Genomic DNA, 22,249 nt, shown 5'->3' with positions numbered 1-22,249 from the left:
ATGGCGCCAGATCATCGATCGGTTTGAGGAGTGAATATAATGAAGACAGCAGTGGTAATCGGCGGAGGCATCACCGGGCTTTCTGCCATGTATTATCTGCAAAAGCTGAAGCGGGAAAAGAACCTGCCGCTTAACCTGATACTCGCAGAAAAAGGCGGGGAACTGGGAGGCAAGATTGCGACTGTAAAAAAAGGCGAATATATCATGGAAACAGGGGCGGATTCGGTTGTTGCCCGAAATGAAAGCATCCTCCAGTTGCTGGACGAGCTGAAGCTGCATGAAGAAGTGGTCTACAATGCAACCGGCACATCCTATCTATATTCGAAAAACCGGCTGGTGAAAATCCCTGAAGACACTGTTTTCGGCATCCCGACAAGTGTGCAGTCATTGTTCAGCAGCCCGCTGATTTCCTTTATAGGAAAAGTGCGTGCCCTGAAGGATCTTGTCAGCAAAAATAAGGAATTCACAAAGGACAGCTCAATCGGCCTTTTCCTTGAAAGCTTTTTGGGCAGGGAGCTGGTCGAATACCAGGTTTCTCCTGTTCTGTCAGGCGTCTATTCAGGGAAGCTGAACGAGCTGACGATGGCCACGACGCTTCCATACCTGCTTGAATATAAAAATAAATACGGCAGCATTATCCGCGGGCTGTCCGAAAATAAAAAGAAGTTTCAATCCTCCAGCAGCAAGAAGTTCATTTCCTTTAAAGGCGGATTATCTGTCCTCATCGACAGGCTGGAGGAAGCATTGACAGAAGCTGAAATCCTTAAAGGGGCGGCGGTCGAAAAAATAGAGAAACATGGCGGGCAATACACGATTGCTTTTTCCAACAGGGAAAGCATTGCCGCAGACTATGTGATCCTGAGCACTCCCCATGATGCAGCCGAAAAGCTGCTTCGGGATGACCGCTTGGATCCTGCATTTACCGAGCTGAAGAACTCTTCTCTCACAAGCATCTATCTTGGTTTCGATATCCCTGACAGCGAGCTGCCCGCAGATGGCACAGGCTTCATTGTTTCTGAAGGAAGCGATCTTAAGTGCAATGCCTGCACATGGACGAGCCGAAAGTGGAGCCATACTTCAGAGAGGCACCAGCTTCTGCTCCGGCTTTTTTACAAAAGCTCCAATCCTAATTATGCATACCTGAACGGGCTGGACAGGGACGGGTTTGTGGAAGAAGCATTGAATGATGTGAAAAAGAGCCTCGGTATTTCTGCACAGCCGGCCATGGTGGAAGTGACGCGCTGGAATAATTTAATGCCGAACTATTCGCTGAAGCATGGGGAAGCTGTGGAATCGCTCACTGACAGCCTGACAGAACATTATCCTAATGTCCTTATCGCCGGCTGTTCTTATTATGGTGTAGGCATTGCAGCCTGCATCGCAAACGGCCAGAAAACCGCTGAAATGATTGCGGAAAAAATATAGTAAGAGAGAGGCGGCTTTCCATAAGGAGGCCGCCTGAATTTTTGAGGTAAATGACAGAAATTTCTGTTAAAATAAAGGAGTTTCATGAAGTGTAGAGAATGTTATAGGAAGAAGGAATCATAAGCTTAATACAATTTTGTAAGCGTTTACTATGGGGAGGTAGATTAAATTGATGATGCAGACGCCTTTAACGATGACGCAAATGATTAAGAGAGCAGAAAAATATTTTCCGAAAAAAGAAGTAGTATCAAGAACAGGCTCAGGCTTTCACCGTTTCACTTACAGGCAGATCGCCGAAAGGACGAAGAAGCTGGCAGCAGCCCTTGAATCAATCGGGGTGGAAAGGGGCGATAAGGTCGGTACCCTTGCCTGGAACCACCACCGGCATCTGGAGGCCTATTTTGCTATTCCCTGCAGCGGCGCTGTGCTCCATACCATCAATATCAGACTCTCCCCGCAGCATATTTCCTATATTATCAATCATGCAGAAGACAAAGTATTATTAATAGATCCTGATATTGTCCCGCTTATTGAAAAATGCCAGCAGGAGCTGTCCACTGTGAAAGCCTATATCATAATGGGGGATGAAGGGGAGCGGCCGGAAACCACGCTTTCCCCTGTGTATCATTATGAAGAGTTCCTGGAATCAGGCAGGAGCGACTATGAGTATCCCGATGACCTTGATGAAAACAGCCCGGCCGGAATGTGCTATACCTCTGCGACGACCGGTAATCCGAAAGGGGTCATCTATTCCCACAGGGGCATTGTCCTGCACAGCATGGCACTGGGGATGGCAGACAGTGCTGCGGTGAGCGAGAAGGATATTGCCATGCCTGTTGTGCCGATGTTCCATGTCAATGCATGGGGACTTCCGTTCGCAGCCGTCTGGTTCGGGACCTCACTTGTCATGCCGGGACCTTATTTCACGCCAAAGCTTTTGGCAGAACTGGTACAAAGTGAAAAAGTAACCATCACAGCCGGTGTGCCGACCATCTGGCTTGGACTGCTGAAGGAGCTTGATGAGAATGAATATGACATGTCAAGCCTCAGATCTATCCTATGCGGGGGATCTGCAGCGCCGAAAGGCATGATTAAAGCATTTGAGCAAAAGCATAAGATTCCGTTCATGCATGCATATGGCATGACAGAAACAAGCCCGCTTGTGGTGATTTCAACCTTAAAGAGCTATCAGGAGGAATTGTCTGCTGAAGAAAAGCTTGATATCAAAGCGAAGCAGGGAATCCTTGTGCCAGGCCTTGAGATGAAGGCAGTCGGTAAGGACGGAGAAGTGAAATGGGACGGCAAAGAAATGGGGGAGCTTGCGATCCGCGGACCGTGGATTGCCTCGGAATATTATAAAGATGACCGGACTGACGAAGCCTTCAAGGATGGCTGGCTTTATACGGGGGATGTGGTCACTCTTGACGAGGAAGGCTTTATGAAAATCGTCGACAGGACAAAGGACCTGATCAAAAGCGGCGGTGAATGGATCAGCTCGGTTGATCTTGAAAATGCTTTGATGGCACACGAATCTGTTTTTGAAGCGGCTGTTGTAGCAGTCCCCCATGAACAATGGCAGGAACGGCCAGTTGCCTGTGTGGTGCTGAAAGACAGCCATAAAGGCTTGGATAAACAGGAGCTTTATGATTTCCTTCAGCCTCAGTTTGCAAAATGGTGGCTGCCTGATGAAATCTTATTCATGGATGAAATCCCGAAAACATCTGTAGGAAAATTCCTCAAAATGGCCCTGCGGGATCAAGTCCAGCAGCAGCTGGCCGCAAATTAAAGGAAGCAAGGCAGAGTGAATAACCTCTGCCTTTTCTTTCGGCCAAATTTGACAATATTTCAAATTATTCGATAAAAACTTTATAATGATCCCGTCTATCTTTATAATAGAGATAACTATGACCAAGGAGGCTGCGGATATGGCAATAGAATGCAATACAGAAACTGTGAAGATATCCATCAAAAACAGGGTGGCAGTGGTTGAGATGAACAGGCCGGAATCCCTGAATGCGCTGGATGAGGAAATGATCAGAGGACTGGCTGCAAACCTGAAGCAGATCAGTACAGATGAGAATGTCGACATCGTCGTGCTTAAAGGAAGCGGAAGAGCCTTTTCCTCTGGCGGCGATATTAAAACGATGCTTTCGTCCACAAATGAAAGCGATTTCTACACAGTGATGGATTGCATCAGCGATCTTGTCATTACACTCTATACCATGCCGAAGCTGACAATCAGCTCTGTGACTGGAGCAGCCGCCGGACTTGGATTCAGCCTGGCGCTGGCTACAGACTATATATTGGCCGACAAATCAAGCAAGCTTGCCATGAACTTTATCGGCATCGGGCTGATCCCTGATGGGGGCTCGCATTTCTTCCTTGAGCGCAAGCTTGGTGAGGACAGGGCAAAGCACCTGATCTGGGAAGGAAAAGCAATGCCGGCTGAAGAAGCCTTTCAGAATGGCCTCCTCCATGAAATAGCTGATGGCAATATTGAAGAAGCCCTTAACGCAAAAATTGAAAATTGGCTTTCAAAGCCCGTGTCTGCCATGATCAAGACCAAAAAGATCCTCGCAGAAAAAAATCGGCCGCAGCTTCTTAAAATGCTTGAGCTTGAAAAACATGGACAATACAAAATGCGCAGCACAGAAGATCATCAGGAAGGCATCAAAGCCTTCATTCAAAAAAGAAAGCCGGTATTTAAAGGGAAATAAGCAGGAGAAATTTATTAAACAGAAAGAGCCGGCCGAAAGGATATATTCCTTCCGGCCGGTTATTTTTGCTTAGCATTCCTCAATCTGGTCAAGCGCCTCCCGCTTTTTATCAGTCCAGCTCCAGGCGCTAGCCCCTCGAGTCATAAGCCACTCCAGAATTAGAGGCAAAGAACGCCTTTTATTCTGGAGCGTCTTATGCTGGGCCCGCAGGACGCGGGTCATGCAGGCGTTGCCACAGGACGTGGCGTTTTTAGCCTGCGTTCCTTAACCTGGTCAAGCGCCTTCCGCTTCCTATCAGTCCAGCTCCAAAGCCTAGGCCCTCGAGGTCATAAGTCAAGCAGATCAAAAGGTTAAAGAACGAACCTTTCGCTCTGCTTGCCTTATGCTTGAGGCCCACAGGATGTGGGTCATGCAGGCGTTGCCACAGGACGTGGCGCCTTTAGCCTGCGCTCCTTAAAAGAGCAAGGCTTTTCCGCTTTCTAATCAGTCCAGCTCCAGGCGCTAGCCCCTCGAGTCATAAGCCAATCAGGCCAGAAGGTTAAAGAACAACCTTCCGTCCTGCTCGTCTTATGCTTGTCGGGGCTGGTCAAGCGCCTTCCGCTTCCTATGCATGAAATAAAATCAGTTTCCCTAGCGGGGAGGTGCAGCGGTGGGTTTTGCCGCTGAGTCCTTTTTCATTCAGCAGGTTTCCGCCGATTTCTTTTGCTTCCTCATCGCTGCCGGCCTGGAAGCTTTCATCCAGGATTTTTTCTCCATCATTTTCGAAGGCTGTGAGTTTATAGGTTTTCATATGTCTTCTCCTTTTATGAAAAATTCAGATAGTTACTATTATTCTTGCATAATTTCTGTTTTCTGCAAAGAGATTTTTCCTGTATTTTGAACCTTTTTTAAGGCTGAATCGTATAAGGTATAGAGAAGGAGGAGTTACGATGGTACTCGAGCTTGAACATGTGACAAAAAGATTTGGAAAGTTCACGGCGGTGGATGATCTTTCCCTGACCATCCCGGAAAAGGAAATGTTCGGATTTCTGGGGGCAAATGGTGCAGGTAAAACAACAACATTCCGGATGGTGCTCGGCCTGCTGGAGGCGACAAGCGGGCGCATTTCCTGGGACGGGAACACAATTGATTACTCGACAAGCCCGATCATAGGCTATCTCCCGGAAGAGCGCGGCCTTTATCCGAAGCTGAAGGTCAGGGATCAGGTTGTATACCTGGCAAGGCTGAGAGGGATGAAGAAGCCGGACATCCTGAAAGAGCTGGACTATTGGCTTAATAGATTCAAGGTGCCGGAATACGCAAACAAAAAGGTGGAGGAGCTTTCTAAGGGGAATCAGCAGAAGATCCAGTTTATTGCCAGCGTTATACATAAACCCAAGCTATTGATCCTTGATGAGCCTTTCAGCGGACTGGATCCGGTAAATGTCGAGCTATTGAAAAGCGCTGTGCTTGAACTGAAGGAGAAAGGCACGACCATTGTGTTTTCCAGCCACCGGATGGAGCATGTGGAGGAAATGTGCGAGCATTTATGCATCATGCATAAGGGACGCCCTGTTGTCCACGGGGCACTTAAGGAGATCAAAAGGGCGTTCGGGCGGAAGAACCTTGTGATCCATGCGGACTTCAAACTGGATTTCTTAAAAGGATTTCCTGGAGTGGAAAAAGTAAAGCAGACTGCCGAGGGCGTGCATCTGCAGATTGAAGGGGAAAAGGCTGCGGAGGCAATTTTAAAAGAAATTGCCGGCAGGGGATTTGTCAGGAAATTTGTTCTTGAGGAGCCTTCGCTGAACGATATTTTCATAGAAAAGGTGGGTGCTTCTTATGAATAATTTCTGGATTATCCTGTTCCACACATACTGGAGCAAACTGAAGACGAAATCATTCATCATTACAACGATTGTCACGCTGCTGCTGATCATCGGCCTTACAAATATGCAGCAGATCATTGAAACGTTCGACAGCGGAGAAGATGAGGTAAAGGTGGCTGTAATCGATGAAACAGGCAATCTCCTGGATCCTCTCCAGCAGCAGCTGAATACAGCAGGAAGCGGCCTGAAGCTTGAAGAGTTCAGCGGTTCGGCAGAAGATGGCGAGGCAAAAGTTAAGGATGGCAATTATGCCGGGCTGCTTACCTTGTCAGCCGATTCCGGAGAGCTTCCTGCTGCCGAATACAAATCCCTCAGCCTGGCGGATACATCGGTATCAGGTGAGCTGGAGGGAGCCCTTCAGCAGGTAAAGACCGGGATCGCCGCCTCAAAAATCAATCTCTCTGAGGCAGAGCTTGCCAGTCTCTATGAGCCTGTCCAGTTCCAAAGGGATGCACTGGAAGAAAATGCGAAAACAGAAGAAGAGCTTACACAGGCAAGGGGCCTTGTTTATGTCCTGCTGTTCATCATCTATTTTGCCGTCATCATGTATTCAAGCATGATTGCAATGGAAGTAGCTACGGAAAAATCTTCGCGTGTAATGGAAATCCTGATTTCAAGCGTTTCACCCATCAAGCAGATGTTCGCCAAAATTCTCGGGATCGCCTTGCTTAGCCTGACGCAGCTGTCGGTGCTGCTGCTGGTAGGCTACTTTTTCGTCAAGCGGAATCTTGAGTCGATGCAGGGAGGCTTCTTTGAATTCTTCGGATTCGGCGATATTCCGGCAGCCACTATCATGTATGCTGTAGTGTTCTTTATTCTCGGCTATCTCCTGTATGCCACACTTGCAGCTTTCCTGGGCTCGCTTGTCAGCAGGATCGAAGATGTCCAGCAGATGATCATGCCGATGACCATGCTCGTTGTAGCCGGCTTTATGATCGCGATCATCGGGCTGTCACAGCCGGAAAAAGCATTTGTGACCATCAGTTCCTATATCCCGTTCTTCACCCCGATGCTGATGTTCATGAGGGTAGGAATGCTTACCCTGCCGGTCTGGGAGCCGTTAGCGGGGATTGGGATCCTGGTTGTGTCCATCCTGCTGCTCTCAATATTTGGAGCTAGGGTATACAAGGGCGGAGTGCTCATGTACGGAAAATCCAATTCCTTTAAGGATATTAAAAAAGCTCTGCAGCTGTCTAAAAATAAATAGGCGGTCAATCAGCTCAGGCAAGCTTAATAAATAATTTCCGCCTATAAATGGGGCTGTTGATTTGCGTTCCAGGCACTCCGCTTTCCGCGGGGCGACGCTGAGCCTCCTCAGAGCAAGCTCTTGCGGGGTCTCAGCCTTGCCGCTATCTCCCGCAGGAGTCTGCGTGCCTTGCACTCCAATCAACAGGCTTAAATACTTAATGCCGCTGTTCCAATGTTCTAAAAAATAATGACTGCAGACAAACCCGATTTATATCAGGTTTGTCTGCAGTTTTTTTATCCAAACAAAGAAGCAATCCCCTGATACCCAAAATAGATTCCGAAAAGAATGAGCGATAGTCCCGAAAGCATGCTGATGATGATGATCGCTTTTGAGGTCAGGAACCGCCTGAAGCCGCTCGTCAGGCCTGCCACAAAAATGTCCCAAAGGCCCAGTCCGATAAAAATCATGAGGCTGTAGACAAGAAGCTGGCCTGTCCCGAAGGAGGACGCCGTTTTGGCCAGGACCGATCCATAAATGCCCAGCCAAAACAAAATCGACAGCGGGCTTGAAACCGACATGATGAATCCGGTGAAAAAGCATTTGAGCAGCGATTCTTTGCTCCGTATGTAAGTGACAGATATTTTATTGGCATTCATCATGCCTTCGATTCCGGAATAAAGAAGAATAAAACCGCCGAACAGCCACAGGAAGGTTTGAATCATAGGGGAGTCAAGGAATTGCACGAGTCCGAGATAGACGATCAGCATATAAACCCCGTCAGCGATCATCGATCCCGCACCGACAATCCATGCGTGCCAAAATCCGTTTTTCAGCCCCTTTTCCAGCCTGACGGCATTGACAGGGCCGATCGGCGCCGCCAGTGAAAGTCCTAAAACGATATAGCTGATGTATATTCCAATGCTCAATGATATCACTCGCCTATTCAAGGATTAGCCCGGAAGGACTTGTACAATTTTATGCAGCAAACACAGAGGGTAGGACCGCAAATCTTAAAATCTCCAGCTTGGTGTTTTTTTTTGAATAATATGAAAATAGTCTGTTCTCTTCCTGGTTGGCATATGGTATAGTAGCTTATGAAAATAGCATATTTTGGCACTGGGGGTGCCGGTAGAGGCCGGCTGAGAGTAAGACCCGTTTTTAGTCTTTGACCCTTTTATACCTGATCTGGTTCGTACCAGCGGAGGGAAGTGTAGATGGCTTTTATTTGTCATACATACGCGGACGCCTTTTGCAGGAGTCTGCTTTTTAGCTTCTGCAGAAGAAAGATGCGGCAGCTGTATGCCATTTTTTGGCCTGGCATGCCCCCGGTGCAATATGCAAGGGGGTTTTTTGCTGTGAAAAAATAAACGCATGTAAAAATGGTGTGCAGTTTACTTGATGTTTTCATTTTGGAAAAATGCAAGAAAGTTTCTATTACCTTTTATTCACTGCTGGGGGAGCTTTACAGGCTGAGAAAGGAATATCCTTAACCCTTGGAACCTGATCTGAGTAATGTCAGCGTAGGGAAGCAGCCGGCATGGCCTGCTTCCTCCGTGAAAAACTGCCCTGAGGCATAAAGCTGGAGGAGGAAGAAGTATGAAAAATTTATATGAAATGAATAGATTGTTTTTTTCAGGAAGCCGGAAAGTATATGTAAACGGCATCAGGGACGATATAAAGGTCCCGGTCAGGGAAATAATCCAGGAAAGCACGAGGACTGCTATAGGAACAGAGGACAACCCGCCTGTTTGTGTATATGACACGAGCGGCCCTTATTCTGATCCTGATTTTGAGATTGATATAACGAAAGGCTTGCCCCGGATAAGGGAAGGCTGGATTGAGGAGCGGAAGGATGCGGAAGCTTATCAAGGCAGAGTACAGAAGCCGGAGGATAACGGACTTCGGGCCGGGTCCAAAGTTTCCTGGGCTGATATCTTTCCAAATAAAGCATCCTTGCCACTCAAGGCAAAAGAGGGACGGAATGTGACTCAGCTGCATTATGCCCGGAAAGGTGTCATTACACCTGAAATGGAGTTCATCGCCATCAGGGAAAATCTGGATCCGGAATTTGTCAGGAGCGAGGTGGCAAGCGGAAGGGCCATCATTCCTGCCAATATCAATCACCCGGAGGCTGAACCGATGATCATCGGGCGCCATTTTCATGTGAAGGTAAATGCGAATATCGGCAATTCGGCTGTTTCTTCCTCCATCGCGGAAGAAGTGGAGAAAATGACCTGGGCAGTGCACTGGGGGGCAGATACAATTATGGATCTTTCCACCGGGAAGAACATCCATGAAACCCGTGAATGGGTCATCCGCAATTCTCCAGTTCCTGTTGGGACTGTACCGATTTATCAGGCACTTGAAAAAGTGAAGGGGATTGCCGGGGATCTGACCTGGGACATATACAGGGATACCTTGATAGAGCAGGCTGAACAGGGAGTGGATTATTTCACCATACATGCAGGGGTGCTGCTCCGCTATATTCAGCTGACTGCCGAACGGACGACAGGTATTGTATCCAGGGGAGGGTCGATCATGGCTCAATGGTGCCTTCAGCATCATAAAGAGAATTTCCTGTATACACATTTTGAGGAAATCTGTGAAATTTTAAAAGCTTACGATATTTCCATCTCTCTAGGGGATGGGCTGCGTCCGGGTTCTATAGCAGATGCGAATGATGAGGCTCAATTTGCGGAGCTTGAAACGCTAGGCGAGCTAACTGAAATAGCCTGGAAGCATGATGTCCAGGTGATGATCGAGGGGCCGGGGCATGTTCCGATGCATAAGATCAAAGAAAATGTAGATAAGCAGATGGAAATTTGCAAGGAGGCGCCATTTTATACGCTTGGTCCACTCACGACAGATATAGCCCCGGGATATGATCATATTACATCCGCAATAGGAGCAGCGATGATTGGATGGTTTGGCACTAGCATGCTTTGCTATGTTACGCCGAAGGAGCATCTTGGACTTCCGGATAAAAATGATGTCAGGGAAGGGGTCATTGCTTATAAAATTGCAGCCCATGCCGCAGATCTTGCCAAAGGCCATCCTGGTGCACAGGTTCGGGACGATGCCTTGTCAAAGGCCAGGTTCGATTTCAGGTGGAACGACCAGTTCAATTTATCCCTGGATCCTGAGCGGGCGCGGGCATACCATGATGAAACCCTGCCGGCTGAGGGGGCAAAAACCGCCCATTTCTGTTCTATGTGCGGCCCTAAATTTTGTTCTATGCGCATTTCCCAGGATATCCGCCAGATGGCCAAAGATCAGGGGAAAACCGTTTCAGAGGCAATTGAGGATGCAATGGAGCAAAAAGCCGGGGAGTTTGCCAGCCGTGGCTCATCCATCTATTGAACATAGAAGAAATACTGAAGTTTGGAAAATGGAAGAGCAGATCCTCTATATGCAGCAAAAGATCCGGGGGCTGGAAAAGCAAATTTCAGAGATACAGAGAAGCTGCCCCCATATCTATTATGAGGCAGATGGATACAGGACCTGTACAAAATGCCTAAAAAGCGAATCGGTCCACTATTAATAAGACAAAGGCTTGCCAGGATATTCCGGCAAGCCTTTGCCTATTCGCGGGTCTGTTTTTCCATTTGCCTTTGTATGCTGCCGTAAGTAGACAAATAAACGATGCCGATGCTCCATGCAGCAGCGGCCATGAACTTCCAGTTGCCTGTCAGAATCGAAATGATGATGAACAAAAGAAAAAGGACAGCAGAAAAAAACTTGAGCCTATGAAGTGCCAATTCAGGATCTTTATACATCTTATTCACTCCTAAGGTTATTTACTTCTTATACTTACCGAGGATGGAAAAAGTTCAAAGCATGATAACTTTTTATAGAGGAACGTGCATTCGCTTTTTCCAGGTGATAAAATAGGAGAAAACGCTGAAAGGGAACATTATGAAGGAAATTACATTTATTCATGCAGCAGACCTGCATCTGGACAGCCCTATGCTTGGGCTTTCCAGCCTGCAGGATGATTTATTCGAAAAGATAAAAGAAAGCACCTTTATCGCTTTGAAAAATATGGTGGATGCTGCACTTGCAAGGAAGGTGGACTTTGTCATTCTGGCCGGAGATCTGTTTGACGGTGAAGACAGGAGCATCAAGGCACAGGCAAGGCTGCGGAAGGAAATGAACCGCCTTGCGGAAAAGAATATACCTGTTTACGCAGTCCATGGGAATCATGACCATTTTAATGGCAGCTGGTCCCACATCAGTCTGCCGGACAATGTACATATTTTTCCTCATCAGCCGAGTGAGGCAAGCTTTACAGCCGATAATGGCACAAAGGTCAGCCTGCATGGCTTCAGCTACCCGAGGAGGCATGTTGCCGAGAGGATGATCAGCCAGTATCCCGTTCGGGGAATGTCGGACTTCCATATCGGCATCCTGCATGGCAGCCTTGAAGGGGAGACCGGCCATGGCCGCTATGCCCCGTTTATTTTAAAAGAGCTTCTGGATAAGGAATACGACTACTGGGCTCTGGGCCATATCCATAAAAGAATGGTCGTGAATGCTGAGCCGCCGGTCATCTATCCGGGAAATACTCAGGGGCGCAGCCGGAAGGAAAGCGGGGCGAAAGGCTGCTACCATGTCACCCTGAATGAAGCAGGGGCAGATTTTGAATTTCTCCAATGCCACAGCTTCCGCTGGGAGCAGAGAACAGTCGACATCAGTGGACTATCAGCATTTGATGAGGTCTACAGCAGGTGCCTTCAGGCTGTTGAAGAAGAGCGGAAGAACGGCGGTGTCATTCTTGAAATTTTCCTTAAGGGGGCATCACTCAGTCCGCAGGATATGAAAGCTTTGGCCGAGGGTGAACTGCTCTCACTTCTTCAGGAGGAAGAGGAAGGGAACATGCCGTTTGTATGGGTGAGCGCTGTTATAGCCGAAGAGCAGCAGAGCTGGGACAGAAACCAGCTGAGGGAAAAAGAGGATTTTTTCAGCGGGCTGTTTGCTGCTGCGGATGGGTTTGATGATTTTGAGGTAAGCTTGGGAAGCCTTTACAGCCACCCTATGGCAAGAAGGTATGCAGAAAGTATGGAGGAAGGGGAAAAGGCAGTACTTTTAAAAGAAGCAGAAGAGATGCTGCTGGGGCTCCTTTACAAAAATGACTGAAAGGCAGCGCCAGAAAGGGGAACAGCTCTATGAAAATACTTGAAATCCATATATACGGCTACGGCAAACTTGAAGATGCTGTCTATTCCGGCCTCGGAGATTTACAGGTCTTCTACGGCGAAAATGAAGCAGGCAAATCTACCATCATGTCTTTTATACATAGCATCCTGTTTGGCTTTCCCTCCAGGCAGCAGGCTGAGCTCAGATATGAACCGAAATTTGGGGCGAAATACGGAGGCAGGATCACAGCTTCCTTTCCTGGAAGGGGGAAAGCAGTAATCGAGCGGGTAAAAGGAAAATCAGCAGGAGATGTAAGTGTGGTGATGGAAACTGGGGAACGCGGAGGGGAAGAGCTCCTTGGCGAGCTTCTATCACATGTTGATAAAACGCTTTTCCAGGCCATTTTTTCATTCAATCTCCATGGGCTGCAGAATGTCCACTCCATGAAAAATGAAGAGCTGAGCAAATTCCTATTTTCCGCCGGTGCTATAGGGTCTGATCGTCTGGCAGCAGCAGAACACAAAATACAGAAAGAAATGGAAGGTCTTTTTAAGCCGGGCGGGAAAATCCCTGTTTTGAATGACCAGCTGAAAAAGCTGAAGCAGCTGCATGCTGATCTTAAAAAAGCAGAACAGAAAAATGGACAATATTGGGCCATCGCGGCTGAGCGGGATGCTGCTGCCGCGAAGATTGAAAGCCTGCGCAATGAAGCAGAGGCATTAGGTGCCAGGCTCTACCAGCTGGAAGAGTGGATGCGTATGGGCCCTGTCCATAAAAAGGTGCAGCTTTTAAGGCAGGAAGCAGAAGCCGGCACAGGGGTCAGTTTTCCTCCGGGAGGGCTGGAGAAACTGGAGCAGCTGAACCAAAATGAAATCCCGCTGAAGGGAAGGAATGCGAGCCTTTCAGCCAGGCTTGCTGCCCTTCGGGAAGAGGCAGGGAAGATCAGCCCGGATCAGCTGGTCCTTGATCATGAAAAAGAGATTCTGTCACTTCAGGAAAAGATGCCTGCATACGGGCAGCTTGTCCAGCAGGCTAAGCAGGCTTCCTATAAAATCAGGAAGCTGGAGGAAGAGTCGGATCAATTGAAGGACAGGCTTCATCTCCGCTTGTCAGATGAAGAGCTGGAACAGGCAGATACAAGCATCTTCATGCAGGAGAAAACTGCTGAGGCACAGCGCAAAAAGCAGAGGCTCGCGGAAAAGCGTGCGGAGCTTGATGAACGCTTCTCAGAAGAAAAGGACAGGCTGGTCAGCCTGGAAGAGGAATTAAATCAGGTGAATGCCGGTCTCCTGCCCGATGAAGAGCTGGCAGATATCCGCCGCAGGCTCGCAGGTGAATCTGATCCCGAGAGTCTTCTGAGAAAAAGGGAAGACCTTGAGGGAAGGGCATCCTTCCTGAAGAATGCAATCCGTCATGAGAAAGCATCGCAGCAAAAACAGCGTGCAGCAGTGAAGATCCAGGCAGTGATGATTATGCTCATCTGTGCCGGGCTGATTGCCTGGGGCCTGGCAGATAGCCAATGGGAGTTTATGCTGGCAGCTATACCCGGATTTGCTTTTATTGCCTGGCTTTTATTAAAAAAAGAAGACACCAGCCAATCGAGATTTCTGAAAGAAGAACTTATATCCATTGAGAAAAGCATGGAAGAACTTGATGAACGCATGAAAAGTCCGCAGGCGGAAGGGGCGTTTTACCTGAAAGAGCGGATTGAAAAGGACAGGCAGCTTCGGGAACGCCAGCTGCAGCTGAACGTCAGGCTGCAGCAGCAGAATGAGCAATATGATAAAGTCATTGCTGCTTTTGAATTATGGGAGGAAGAATCCGCCCAGGCAGACAGCCTTCTTGCAGAACTCGGCAGGCAGCTGTTCATCCCTGCTTCCTTGGCACAGTCCCATATCCACGATGCTTTCATGCTGCTGGAAAAGCTAAAATCAGTCAGGCGTGAGCTACGCCATGAGGAAGTTGAGGCAGCTGCTGCTGAGACAGCTGCTGCTGAAATTTCAGGACTCGCCAATAGGCTTGCAGAGCTCATCCTGGCAGAAGCAGGAGACAGTGTGCAGGAGACAGCCTTTACTTTGAAAAAACGGCTGCTGGAGGCTCAGGGCAAATGGAATGACCTTAAAGCAAAGGAAGCTGCCATACAGGAGCTGAAAGAAGAGAAAGAGCAATGTGTTCGAGAACTGGCTTACATCAGTGAAGAAAAAGGAAAGCTGTTCTTGGCTGCTGAGGCAGGCACAGAGGAGGATTTCATTGAAAAAGGCAATCATGCAGTAAAGCAGGAAGAGCTGCAGGAAGAAATCAGGCATCTGGACAGGCAGCTGAAGCTTTCTTCCTTAACGGAAGAGGAAAGGGGTGAGTTCACTGCCATTCCTGCTCCTGAAGCGGAAATTGCCCGCTGCAGAGAAACCCTGGACGATATCAAAAAAGAACTCCCTCAGCTTCAGGATAAAGTGGCATCGCTGAACCATGAAATTGCCATGATCGAGGAAGGCGGCTTATACAGCGACCTGCTGCATAGATTTTCCCTTGCAAAGAGCGAGTTCAATGAAGGGGCGAGAAAGTGGGCCAAATATGCATTGGCCAGAAAGCTCCTTGAGAATACGGCAGAAGCGTACAAGCAAGAATATATGCCGGAGATGCTCGGAAAGGCGGAAGAATTTCTTTCCGTACTGACAGGCGGGCGCTATGTCCGCATCACTCCTAAAGAAGAGGGGGCAGGACTTCTCGTGGAGAAAGGAGATGGCACCCTTTTCGAAGCCAATGAACTCAGCCAGGCAACAGCCGAGCAGGTGTATGTGTCCATCAGGCTGGCCTTGGCGGCAGCCATCTATAAAAGATACTCATTCCCTATCATCATCGATGACAGCTTCGTCAATTTCGATCATGTAAGAACCAGGAGGATGATTGAGCTCCTGAAGGGTCTGGAAGATCATCAGATATTGTTTTTTACCTGCCAGAGGCATCTGCTTGAACACTTCCACCCAGATGAAGTGGCAGACCTTCAGGGAAGGAAAGTACAGCATGCTGAAAATTGAAATCAGGCTCTCTTCTTATCATTAACATCGGCATGAGTCCCTTGCACGCAAGGGGCTTTTTGCCTGTGTTCCAATTCTGGACTGCTGATGCTGTATAAAATCCGGAGAGGGATTGCCCCTGCTCATAAATTGGCAGGGCCGACGGGGCGTTCAGCCTGCTATACTGAATGCCTGGTATGTTATAATATTTTCATAGAAGGGAGCGTCGGTAGACCTATGAATAAGGGGATTATGAATTATGAGGTTGGAGAGCAGGCAGAGCTGTTCATGCTGATTAAAAGCTCGACGAAAGGAATTGCCAGCAATGGCAAACCATTCTTATCGCTCGTCTTCCAGGATCAGAGCGGCGATATAGAAGCAAAGCTCTGGGATGCTTCTGAAGAAGATGTTAAAAGCTACTCTCCTGAAACGATTGTTAAAGTTGCAGGCGATATCCAGAATTACCGGGGCCGGAGCCAACTGCGGATCCGCCAGATCCGGACGGCCTCACCATCTGATTCTGTCAAACTGGCAGACTTCCTGGAGACAGCCCCGATCGGCACAGATGAAATGACCAGCAAAATTACACAGTATATATTCGAGATGAAGAATCCGAATATCCAGCGTATCACAAGGCACCTGATCAAAAAGCATAATGAGGCATTCCTCCATTATCCGGCAGCAACAAAGAACCATCATGAATTTGTTTCCGGACTGGCTTACCATGTCGTGAGCATGCTGGATCTTGCCAAGGCGATCTCAGGCCTTTACCCAAGCCTCGATAAGGATCTTTTGTATGCCGGGGTTATTCTCCATGATCTCGGAAAGGTAATTGAGCTTTCCGGGCCGATTTCGACTTCTTATACGGTGGAAGGAAACCTGCTTGGCCATATTACGATCATGGTGACAGAAATCGGCAAGGCAGCAGATGAACTGGGTATCTCAGGTGAAGAGGTTCTTGTGCTACAGCATCTGGTCCTTTCCCATCATGGCAAAGCAGAATGGGGCAGCCCGAAGCCGCCGCTGATCAAAGAGGCGGAAATCCTCCATTATATAGATAATCTGGATGCAAAGATGAATATGATGGACAGGGCCTTGGAGAGAGTGAAGCCGGGAGAATATACAGAACGTGTATTTGCACTTGATAACCGTGCCTTCTATAAGCCGGTATTCCATAAATGATATTTGCAGTAAAATACCCCGAGCCAAAATGGCCGGGGTATTTTGATTGTGGTGCAATTTACCAAAAAAATAGGCGAAGTCCGGAAATCCTGTCATGCCGCCAATTGAAAAGTCCGGAAAAAATAAATTATTTTTTTAGAAATTATTACCATGTCATTATTGAACCAAATAATCCATAATATAACCATTATAGATAAAGGGGGAAATGTGAATGTTTAAAGCTGAAAGAGGATCAATGGAAGAGGCTTTGTATATTTTGCAGAATATTGGACTGCAGCTTAATGAATACGAAAAAACGAACTCAAACATTCCAGTGAAAAATTACAAGGAATTATTGGAATTCAGCATTTCCATTGCAAGGAAAACAACAGAAGTTTCTGAAACCATCGATGAAATGATCGGGGACATTGAATCCCAACTATAAAACTGCAGGCGGATTGAATTATGGACACTTTATTAGTATACAGTTAAGCAGCTGAACCTCAAATATGACGGTCAGCTGTTTTTTTTGTTTAAGGCTTTGTTAAACATTGTTGTTGATATCTGGCTGCATTTCAGCTGTGCTGAAATGCGTGTGAAATAAAGTTTCACACGAATGAGCCCAAAATCAACAAGGTACACTAACACAGCCTTGTTTAAAAAAGCAGCTTCATACCTTTTTACCCTGAACATGGAAGGTTAAACCTGCAAATAGAATTTTATTTAAGCATATTTTAATTCTGAGAGCCATATACATAAGCTACAAAGAAAAGATGGGACAGCCCTTCATGGAAAGGAGACAATAGAACAATGATTCCAATTTGGGTATATCTGGTTGCAGCAGGGATTATCATAAGCGCCATAATGGCTGTAAAGACCGGGAAAGAAGAGCGCAGGGAAGAAAGGGAAGGAATAGAAAGTGAAGGAGAAATATACATGAAAAGGCTCGAGAGGGAGAAGGAAGAGCGGAAATCAGCTTCACGTTCTCTTTCGTGAAAAAAAAAGGCAGATCCGTGGGATCTGCCTTTTCCATCTGATTATTATTGTGCAGCTGCCTCATTATCCAGGCTGCCTTCAAGGTCTTCATCCTTGAATTTCACGTTTGCATCTTTCAGTTCACGGTCCATTGCCGCTTGAATTTTTTCGCCATCAAGCTTGGACACTTTTACTTCGTATTCCATTTTTTCCTTCATTTCCTCGAAGGATTTCTTTTCTTTTTTCTCGGTAGTCTGGATGATATGGTAGCCATGCTCAGTTTTAACCGGCTCGCTTATTTCATTTACATCCAGCGCGTAGGCTGCTTCTTCGAATTCAGGCACCATCTTGCCGGCACCAAACCAGCCAAGATCTCCTCCGTTTGCTGCAGACCCTGGATCTTGTGAATATTCAGTAGCCAGGTCCTCAAATTTTGCACCTTCGTCAAGCTTTTTCTTTACTTCCTCAGCTGTTTTTTCATCTTCCACAAGAATGTGGCGGGCCTTGATTTCAGGCTTATAGTTATCATAGTATTCTTTCACTTCTTTTTCAGTTGCCTCTACATCCTTGATGGCTGCCTTTTCCTGAAGAAGGCCGGTCTTGAATGTTTCCTTCAGATCTTCTTCATCTTCATAGCCATACTGGGCCAATGCCATTTCAAAGTTTGCGCCAAGCTGCTGTTTAAGCTCATCGATTTTTTCATTAAGCTCTTCATCTGTAACTTTATACTTTTCAGACAATACCTTTTTATAAACAAGCTCCTGGATGGCCTGTTCGCCCACCTTGTCCTTCATTGCATTATATAGCTCGTCCTTTGTAATATCGCCTGCTTTTGTTTCAACTACAACTTCTGAGCTGTCTTCTGCATTGGAGCTGCATGCACTCAGACCGATAACCCCTGCAGCTATGGAAAGGGATAGCATCCATTTTTTCATGTTGAACACTCCTAAAGTTTTTTGAATTTGCTGTAATACACAACCATTACTATAACACATATTCCATTTAGAGCAAAAACAATATCTGAATCCTTTTAGAAATTCTTTCAAAAAATGGGTGTTTTGCCTATGCCGGATATTTCTCTCCGGACATAAGATATGGAGTAGAAAGGGAAAGTAAAAATCAACATGCATCAGCCCTTTCTTTCTATTAACAAGATCTTGGGGACTCCCGGTATAAGCCTGATAGGCCCCAATGTTCGTTGAATAGCATGAAGTAACAGCCTTAAAGGAGGTGTTACCGTGGGATACGCATATGGCGGTGGTTTCGCGTTGATTGTTGTTCTGTTCATCTTGTTAATTATTGTAGGTGCTGCCTGGCTGTAAGACTGCCTTAGTCCTTAAGGCATTCACGGTGAGCCATGCACGGTCCAATTATTGAAAGGGGGATTAATTATGTCCGGTGGAGCAGGTTACGGCGGAGGTTTCGCGTTGGTTGTAGTCCTATTCATTCTCCTGATTATTATCGGGGCTTCCTGGCTGTAATAGCAGGCCTTCGTTTAAGCAAAAATATAAAATTAAAAGCGGTGGGGAATATCCTCACCGCTTTTAACCATTGTTTATTTGCTGAAATCCTTGATCTGCAGGGCATGCCCCCGCCTGGCAATCTTCGCAGCATATGAAAGCTATATGTAGAATTATGCAAACAGCAGCTCCACGAAAGAGGATACCAATAGGATCGTGATCAGGATATTGATGGTCCTGAACACCTTTGGCTGTTTCTCTTCAGGGATTTCCTTCTGCAGACAAAGGGAATTCGTCATCTTGTTGATATAGAACAATATGAAAATAGCAAACAGGATAAAAACGGAGATCATCTGACTATTCCCTCCTTGATGACAGACTTTTATATGATACATACAATAACAAAAAATAGGCAAAAAAGATAGTAATAAGGACGGCCTGATCTGCTCATTATATTCAGCCCGGACCTCTTATATGAAGGCTGTGTTAGTGTACTTTGCTGATTCGGGGCTCATTTCAGCACAGATGAAATGAGCCCCGAAATCAACAACAATGAGGGGATGCTTCCATGAAATAAAAGAGGCAGCCTCTGCAGCTGCCTGTCTAATGCGCCCTGTAGACCAGGATTTCGATTCCCTCTTCATTTTCTTCTATATATGCCTGCTGCGGAGCAGTACATATATTTTTCAGGCAGAGCATATCTGAGAAGCAAAGTCCTGCATGATATGCGAGCAGCATGGTAATATAATGTACATAATGAGGAAAGTGCCAGCAGGCCGCAAGCAGAACGCCGCTGATGATGACAAAAGGGGCCAATAAAGCGACGATGAATACCGCCTTTGAAATTGGTTCTGTCACCCTGACATGAATCAGCGGAATGCCGAGCCTGAATGAAACCTTCTTTTGCACCTTTTTCCCAAGATGGGCAACAGGGAGGAAGTGCAGCAGCTTATGGACAGGATAGATCAGCCAAAAGCAGGCAATAAAAACAAAGAAATAATTATCGTAAAAAGAAGATTGCACAAAATAATAAGATGCAGGCACGTATAGGAATATAAACGTTATAATCATGGTAATGGAAGACAGGATAAATATTCTCTGGGATCCATATTCTTTTGTGTAATTAATCGTCTTCCAGCAGTTCATCGTATCAGCCTCCGAAGAGTATTCATGCGGTTTTTCTAAAAAACTCACAAGGGATACTTTACGATGATTAGAATAAAAAATCAATAATAAAAAAACGACATTTTTCACCAATTTGATTGTATAATTAGCTAAGCGAAGAAAATGCATAAAATAGAACGGGCTATTCAAAGCGGGGACTCTTTCATGAATATCGGGGAACTATTAGAACGAATTGAAAAACTGGAATATCATCAGAAGCTTTTATTGATGATGGCTTCCGGGCAGACATTGCCATTCTACAGAATGGTTGTCGAAAAATCGCTGGATCAAAAAGAGGTAACACAATTCTTCCACCTTTGTGATGAACTGAGCAAAGAACTGGAAGAGCAAAAAGCGGAAGGGTTTGTTTACTTTCATCCGCTTTATACAGAATTTAAGCATAAGCTCCATCCATCTCTTAAACCTGAGATGGTGATCCCAGCCTGCCTTAGGCAGAACCTGTTCATGGATCTTATGTCAGAACTCAAAAAGTATCTGTAGTCTAAACGATTTCTTTCTCTGCAGTTTCTTTTTTCTTCAGCTTGCCTTCTTCATCCACAAATTCGCCTTCTATATTGGCAAAGGACTTTTCAAATATCTCCATAAAGTCATCTCCATAAATATTGCGGACGATCGCCATGACTTCAACAAAATCCGGAAACTTCCCGTACAGATCCCTCAAAGGCATTGCACCGGAAAAGACGGCGTTGGTTTCAGGCTCATAACTCTCCATCAGTTCAAGTAAAACGCTTTCACCCTTTTCAGTCAGCTGAATATACGTATTTCTTTTGTCAGTTTCTTTTTTTGAGAATTTCAGAAGGCCCCTTTCTTCCAGTTTTTTAGAGAAATTGAAGGCTGTTGAGACATGCATCACACCGAACTTGGCCACATCAGAGATAGAGGCGCCGTTCAAATGGTACGCAATCCAGATGATATGGTGCTCGTTGATATTCAGGTCAAACGGCTTGATCCATTGCTGCCAGTCTTTCTCAATCGATTTCCATAAAGCCTTGCTGATTTGAGCTATCCGTTGGCTAAAAAGCATCGCTTCCTTCATTGAATAATGTTTTTCCGTCATCTATAAATCCACCTACTTTTTTATTCTCTATTATCATTATGCCAATAAAACAAAAATTAATAAAGGTATAAATATACAAAATTTTTAGAAAATCAGCCTAATAAATATTATATTAGGTGTTAAGGGGCATTACAGCAAGGGTTTATTATAAGAACTGCTAAAATAACAATTTTTATAATATATTACTTTTCTGCCTAAAATGAAAAAATCCTTCTTAAATTGAAGGATTTTTCTTCAAAAAAGAAGGATTTTTTATTATCTTTACTGAGACCCGGATTTTGAACTTCCGATTGAATTTTCCAGCTCTGTCAATGACTGCTCGATTGATTGAAGATCTCTTTGCAGTTCCAGCTTTTGCGGGCGGATTGCGTTCTGCCAGTCAGAAACTGAGTGCTTTATATCAGATACAAATTCACCCAGGTGTGATTTCCCCTGGATCGAAGCATAGGAAGCGGATCTTTTCAGTTCCATGAAATCTGTCTTGAGCTCCGCCAGCTGGCTTCCGACTGCTTGTTTATTGTCTTTGATCATCTTCCGGGTGTCCTTGCCTGAGGCTGGAGCAGACAGCAATGCGCTGATGCCGGCCGCCGTTCCTCCGATCAGGAATCCCAGCAATAAGGATTTGGCTTTCATCAATTATCACCTCTGAGTTTCTTTTTATATCAATTCTGCATTTTACAACATATTCCTCTATGGTCAGGCTATTATGTTACTTTTCCTTTATCACAACTTCGCATTGTTTAAACATGGCCGGGCATTTGTTCATAGGGATCTCTTATCCTGAATAAAGATGGAATAGCGGGTATTTCACCGGAAGGGGCGGTTGTATGAACGGAGCGGCATCATTGTTATTTGCCTTATGCGGGGTATTGTTCCTGGGGGCGGTTTATTATATGCTGGCGTCTAAAAAGCCGGGCGTGTATCCTCCTAAATCGATTTTAAGGAAAAGGGCAGTGGCGCTTGGGGGGGCGGGGGCTGTTTTCTTTCTGCTGGCTTTTATTTTGACTGGATTTTCCTAATGAAAAATGCTCGGAAAAGGTTTTTGAACACTTAACTGCATCC

General features: G+C 46.1%; 23 protein-coding genes and 2 riboswitches. Of the genes, 15 read left to right on the top strand and 8 right to left on the bottom strand.

Annotated elements, in window-relative coordinates:
• Positions 1 to 39: 39 nt before the first annotated feature.
• The 3 genes from FZD51_RS21600 (at position 40) to FZD51_RS21590 (ending at position 4,142) form a co-directional block, all read left to right on the top strand.
• Positions 40 to 1,425, top strand: a complete 1,386-nt coding sequence (locus tag FZD51_RS21600; protein WP_148976635.1) for a protoporphyrinogen oxidase — start codon at positions 40 to 42, stop codon at positions 1,423 to 1,425.
• Positions 1,426 to 1,597: 172 nt separating this feature from the next.
• On the top strand, positions 1,598 to 3,211 hold the full coding sequence (locus FZD51_RS21595) for a long-chain fatty acid--CoA ligase (protein WP_187445860.1): 1,614 nt from the start codon (positions 1,598 to 1,600) through the stop codon (positions 3,209 to 3,211).
• Positions 3,212 to 3,350: 139 nt separating this feature from the next.
• Positions 3,351 to 4,142, top strand: coding sequence for an enoyl-CoA hydratase (locus FZD51_RS21590; protein ID WP_148976633.1), 792 nt, complete (start codon positions 3,351 to 3,353; stop codon positions 4,140 to 4,142).
• Between the two features lie 604 nt (positions 4,143 to 4,746).
• Here FZD51_RS21590 and FZD51_RS21585 read toward each other — a convergent pair.
• Positions 4,747 to 4,932 carry a YhzD family protein gene (locus FZD51_RS21585; protein ID WP_148976632.1) on the bottom strand — a complete coding sequence of 62 codons (186 nt, stop codon included), beginning with the start codon at positions 4,930 to 4,932 and terminating at the stop codon, positions 4,747 to 4,749.
• 139 nt (positions 4,933 to 5,071) lie between these two features.
• Between FZD51_RS21585 and FZD51_RS21580 the strand changes: the two genes are divergently transcribed.
• Together FZD51_RS21580 and FZD51_RS21575 are read left to right on the top strand one after the other, a co-directional pair.
• The gene (locus tag FZD51_RS21580) at positions 5,072 to 5,971 is read left to right on the top strand and encodes an ABC transporter ATP-binding protein (protein ID WP_148976631.1); all 900 of its coding nucleotides are present in this window, start codon (positions 5,072 to 5,074) and stop codon (positions 5,969 to 5,971) included.
• Positions 5,964 to 7,217, top strand: coding sequence for an ABC transporter permease (locus tag FZD51_RS21575; protein ID WP_148976630.1), 1,254 nt, complete (start codon positions 5,964 to 5,966; stop codon positions 7,215 to 7,217). Before FZD51_RS21580 ends, FZD51_RS21575 begins: the two co-directional genes overlap by 8 nt.
• Positions 7,218 to 7,492: 275 nt before the next feature.
• Here the strand turns inward: FZD51_RS21575 and FZD51_RS21565 are convergent, their stop codons facing one another.
• On the bottom strand, positions 7,493 to 8,125 hold the full coding sequence (locus tag FZD51_RS21565) for a LysE family transporter (RefSeq protein WP_148976628.1): 633 nt from the start codon (positions 8,123 to 8,125) through the stop codon (positions 7,493 to 7,495).
• A 182-nt stretch (positions 8,126 to 8,307) separates the two neighbouring features.
• A riboswitch (TPP riboswitch) is annotated at positions 8,308 to 8,423 on the top strand.
• 219 nt (positions 8,424 to 8,642) lie between these two features.
• A riboswitch (TPP riboswitch) is annotated at positions 8,643 to 8,743 on the top strand.
• 52 nt (positions 8,744 to 8,795) lie between these two features.
• Here FZD51_RS21565 and thiC point away from each other — a divergent pair.
• Positions 8,796 to 10,559: a phosphomethylpyrimidine synthase ThiC gene (gene thiC / locus FZD51_RS21560; RefSeq protein WP_148976627.1), complete on the top strand. Its 1,764-nt coding sequence runs from the start codon at positions 8,796 to 8,798 to the stop codon at positions 10,557 to 10,559.
• Between the two features lie 221 nt (positions 10,560 to 10,780).
• Here thiC and FZD51_RS21555 read toward each other — a convergent pair whose 3' ends face one another.
• Positions 10,781 to 10,975 (bottom strand): hypothetical protein, encoded by a 195-nt coding sequence (locus FZD51_RS21555; RefSeq protein WP_148976626.1) that lies wholly within the window; start codon positions 10,973 to 10,975, stop codon positions 10,781 to 10,783.
• 139 nt (positions 10,976 to 11,114) lie between these two features.
• Between FZD51_RS21555 and FZD51_RS21550 the strand changes: the two genes are divergently transcribed.
• From FZD51_RS21550 to FZD51_RS21530, 5 genes are all read left to right on the top strand, one after another.
• On the top strand, positions 11,115 to 12,335 hold the full coding sequence (locus FZD51_RS21550; protein WP_148976625.1) for a metallophosphoesterase family protein: 1,221 nt from the start codon (positions 11,115 to 11,117) through the stop codon (positions 12,333 to 12,335).
• A gap of 29 nt (positions 12,336 to 12,364) precedes the next feature.
• Entirely contained in the window at positions 12,365 to 15,370 is a 3,006-nt protein-coding gene (locus tag FZD51_RS21545; protein ID WP_148976624.1) for an ATP-binding protein, read from the top strand.
• A gap of 216 nt (positions 15,371 to 15,586) precedes the next feature.
• Positions 15,587 to 16,531, top strand: a complete 945-nt coding sequence (gene yhaM / locus FZD51_RS21540) for a 3'-5' exoribonuclease YhaM (protein ID WP_009793918.1) — start codon at positions 15,587 to 15,589, stop codon at positions 16,529 to 16,531.
• Between the two features lie 211 nt (positions 16,532 to 16,742).
• The gene (locus tag FZD51_RS21535; protein WP_009793917.1) at positions 16,743 to 16,955 is read left to right on the top strand and encodes a hypothetical protein; all 213 of its coding nucleotides are present in this window, start codon (positions 16,743 to 16,745) and stop codon (positions 16,953 to 16,955) included.
• A gap of 365 nt (positions 16,956 to 17,320) precedes the next feature.
• Positions 17,321 to 17,506, top strand: a complete 186-nt coding sequence (locus tag FZD51_RS21530; RefSeq protein ID WP_009793916.1) for a sporulation YhaL family protein — start codon at positions 17,321 to 17,323, stop codon at positions 17,504 to 17,506.
• Positions 17,507 to 17,550: 44 nt separating this feature from the next.
• On the opposite strand, the gene FZD51_RS21525 is transcribed toward FZD51_RS21530, so the two are convergent.
• A complete protein-coding gene (locus tag FZD51_RS21525; protein ID WP_148976623.1) occupies positions 17,551 to 18,420 on the bottom strand; it encodes a peptidylprolyl isomerase in 870 nt (289 codons plus the stop codon).
• Between the two features lie 303 nt (positions 18,421 to 18,723).
• On the opposite strand from FZD51_RS21525, the gene FZD51_RS21520 reads away from it, so the two are divergent.
• Positions 18,724 to 18,807, top strand: coding sequence for a YjcZ family sporulation protein (locus FZD51_RS21520; protein WP_022543564.1), 84 nt, complete (start codon positions 18,724 to 18,726; stop codon positions 18,805 to 18,807).
• A gap of 69 nt (positions 18,808 to 18,876) precedes the next feature.
• Positions 18,877 to 18,966, top strand: coding sequence for a YjcZ family sporulation protein (locus tag FZD51_RS21515; protein WP_148976622.1), 90 nt, complete (start codon positions 18,877 to 18,879; stop codon positions 18,964 to 18,966).
• A gap of 152 nt (positions 18,967 to 19,118) precedes the next feature.
• Here FZD51_RS21515 and FZD51_RS21510 read toward each other — a convergent pair whose 3' ends face one another.
• Positions 19,119 to 19,298 carry a hypothetical protein gene (locus tag FZD51_RS21510; RefSeq protein WP_009793914.1) on the bottom strand — a complete coding sequence of 60 codons (180 nt, stop codon included), beginning with the start codon at positions 19,296 to 19,298 and terminating at the stop codon, positions 19,119 to 19,121.
• 250 nt (positions 19,299 to 19,548) lie between these two features.
• On the bottom strand, positions 19,549 to 20,091 hold the full coding sequence (locus FZD51_RS21505; protein WP_148976621.1) for a DUF3267 domain-containing protein: 543 nt from the start codon (positions 20,089 to 20,091) through the stop codon (positions 19,549 to 19,551).
• 183 nt (positions 20,092 to 20,274) lie between these two features.
• Here FZD51_RS21505 and FZD51_RS21500 point away from each other — a divergent pair, with 183 nt between their 5' ends.
• The gene (locus FZD51_RS21500; protein WP_148976620.1) at positions 20,275 to 20,610 is read left to right on the top strand and encodes a YhaI family protein; all 336 of its coding nucleotides are present in this window, start codon (positions 20,275 to 20,277) and stop codon (positions 20,608 to 20,610) included.
• Between the two features lies 1 nt (position 20,611).
• On the opposite strand, the gene FZD51_RS21495 is transcribed toward FZD51_RS21500, so the two are convergent.
• The gene (locus tag FZD51_RS21495) at positions 20,612 to 21,187 is read right to left on the bottom strand and encodes an HTH-type transcriptional regulator Hpr (protein WP_009793979.1); all 576 of its coding nucleotides are present in this window, start codon (positions 21,185 to 21,187) and stop codon (positions 20,612 to 20,614) included.
• A 261-nt stretch (positions 21,188 to 21,448) separates the two neighbouring features.
• On the bottom strand, positions 21,449 to 21,820 hold the full coding sequence (locus tag FZD51_RS21490) for a YtxH domain-containing protein (RefSeq protein ID WP_148976619.1): 372 nt from the start codon (positions 21,818 to 21,820) through the stop codon (positions 21,449 to 21,451).
• A 194-nt stretch (positions 21,821 to 22,014) separates the two neighbouring features.
• Here FZD51_RS21490 and yhzF point away from each other — a divergent pair, with 194 nt between their 5' ends.
• Entirely contained in the window at positions 22,015 to 22,206 is a 192-nt protein-coding gene (yhzF, locus tag FZD51_RS21485; protein ID WP_148976618.1) for a membrane protein YhzF, read from the top strand.
• Positions 22,207 to 22,249 lie beyond the last annotated feature (43 nt).

It is taken from the genome of Bacillus infantis (assembly GCF_008180445.1).
Classification (GTDB): Bacteria; Bacillota; Bacilli; order Bacillales; family Cytobacillaceae; genus Bacillus_AB; species Bacillus_AB infantis_B.
The sequence above is the reverse complement of the archived record's forward strand: the minus strand, read 5'-3'. Positions and strand labels throughout refer to the sequence as shown.

Bases quoted from the DNA above. Each gene is read 5' to 3' on its own strand.
- FZD51_RS21600 (WP_148976635.1), top strand. From the start codon at position 40: ATGAAGACAGCAGTGGTAATCGGCGGAGGCATCACCGGGCTTTCTGCC.
- FZD51_RS21595 (WP_187445860.1), top strand. From the start codon at position 1,598: ATGATGCAGACGCCTTTAACGATGACGCAAATGATTAAGAGAGCAGAA.
- FZD51_RS21590 (WP_148976633.1), top strand. From the start codon at position 3,351: ATGGCAATAGAATGCAATACAGAAACTGTGAAGATATCCATCAAAAAC.
- FZD51_RS21585 (WP_148976632.1), bottom strand. From the start codon at position 4,932: ATGAAAACCTATAAACTCACAGCCTTCGAAAATGATGGAGAAAAAATC.
- FZD51_RS21580 (WP_148976631.1), top strand. From the start codon at position 5,072: ATGGTACTCGAGCTTGAACATGTGACAAAAAGATTTGGAAAGTTCACG.
- FZD51_RS21575 (WP_148976630.1), top strand. From the start codon at position 5,964: ATGAATAATTTCTGGATTATCCTGTTCCACACATACTGGAGCAAACTG.
- thiC (WP_148976627.1), top strand. From the start codon at position 8,796: ATGAAAAATTTATATGAAATGAATAGATTGTTTTTTTCAGGAAGCCGG.
- FZD51_RS21555 (WP_148976626.1), bottom strand. From the start codon at position 10,975: ATGTATAAAGATCCTGAATTGGCACTTCATAGGCTCAAGTTTTTTTCT.
- FZD51_RS21550 (WP_148976625.1), top strand. From the start codon at position 11,115: ATGAAGGAAATTACATTTATTCATGCAGCAGACCTGCATCTGGACAGC.
- FZD51_RS21545 (WP_148976624.1), top strand. From the start codon at position 12,365: ATGAAAATACTTGAAATCCATATATACGGCTACGGCAAACTTGAAGAT.
- yhaM (WP_009793918.1), top strand. From the start codon at position 15,587: ATGAATAAGGGGATTATGAATTATGAGGTTGGAGAGCAGGCAGAGCTG.
- FZD51_RS21535 (WP_009793917.1), top strand. From the start codon at position 16,743: ATGTTTAAAGCTGAAAGAGGATCAATGGAAGAGGCTTTGTATATTTTG.
- FZD51_RS21530 (WP_009793916.1), top strand. From the start codon at position 17,321: ATGATTCCAATTTGGGTATATCTGGTTGCAGCAGGGATTATCATAAGC.
- FZD51_RS21525 (WP_148976623.1), bottom strand. From the start codon at position 18,420: ATGAAAAAATGGATGCTATCCCTTTCCATAGCTGCAGGGGTTATCGGT.
- FZD51_RS21515 (WP_148976622.1), top strand. From the start codon at position 18,877: ATGTCCGGTGGAGCAGGTTACGGCGGAGGTTTCGCGTTGGTTGTAGTC.
- FZD51_RS21510 (WP_009793914.1), bottom strand. From the start codon at position 19,298: ATGATCTCCGTTTTTATCCTGTTTGCTATTTTCATATTGTTCTATATC.
- FZD51_RS21505 (WP_148976621.1), bottom strand. From the start codon at position 20,091: ATGAACTGCTGGAAGACGATTAATTACACAAAAGAATATGGATCCCAG.
- FZD51_RS21500 (WP_148976620.1), top strand. From the start codon at position 20,275: ATGAATATCGGGGAACTATTAGAACGAATTGAAAAACTGGAATATCAT.
- FZD51_RS21495 (WP_009793979.1), bottom strand. From the start codon at position 21,187: ATGACGGAAAAACATTATTCAATGAAGGAAGCGATGCTTTTTAGCCAA.
- FZD51_RS21490 (WP_148976619.1), bottom strand. From the start codon at position 21,820: ATGAAAGCCAAATCCTTATTGCTGGGATTCCTGATCGGAGGAACGGCG.
- yhzF (WP_148976618.1), top strand. From the start codon at position 22,015: ATGAACGGAGCGGCATCATTGTTATTTGCCTTATGCGGGGTATTGTTC.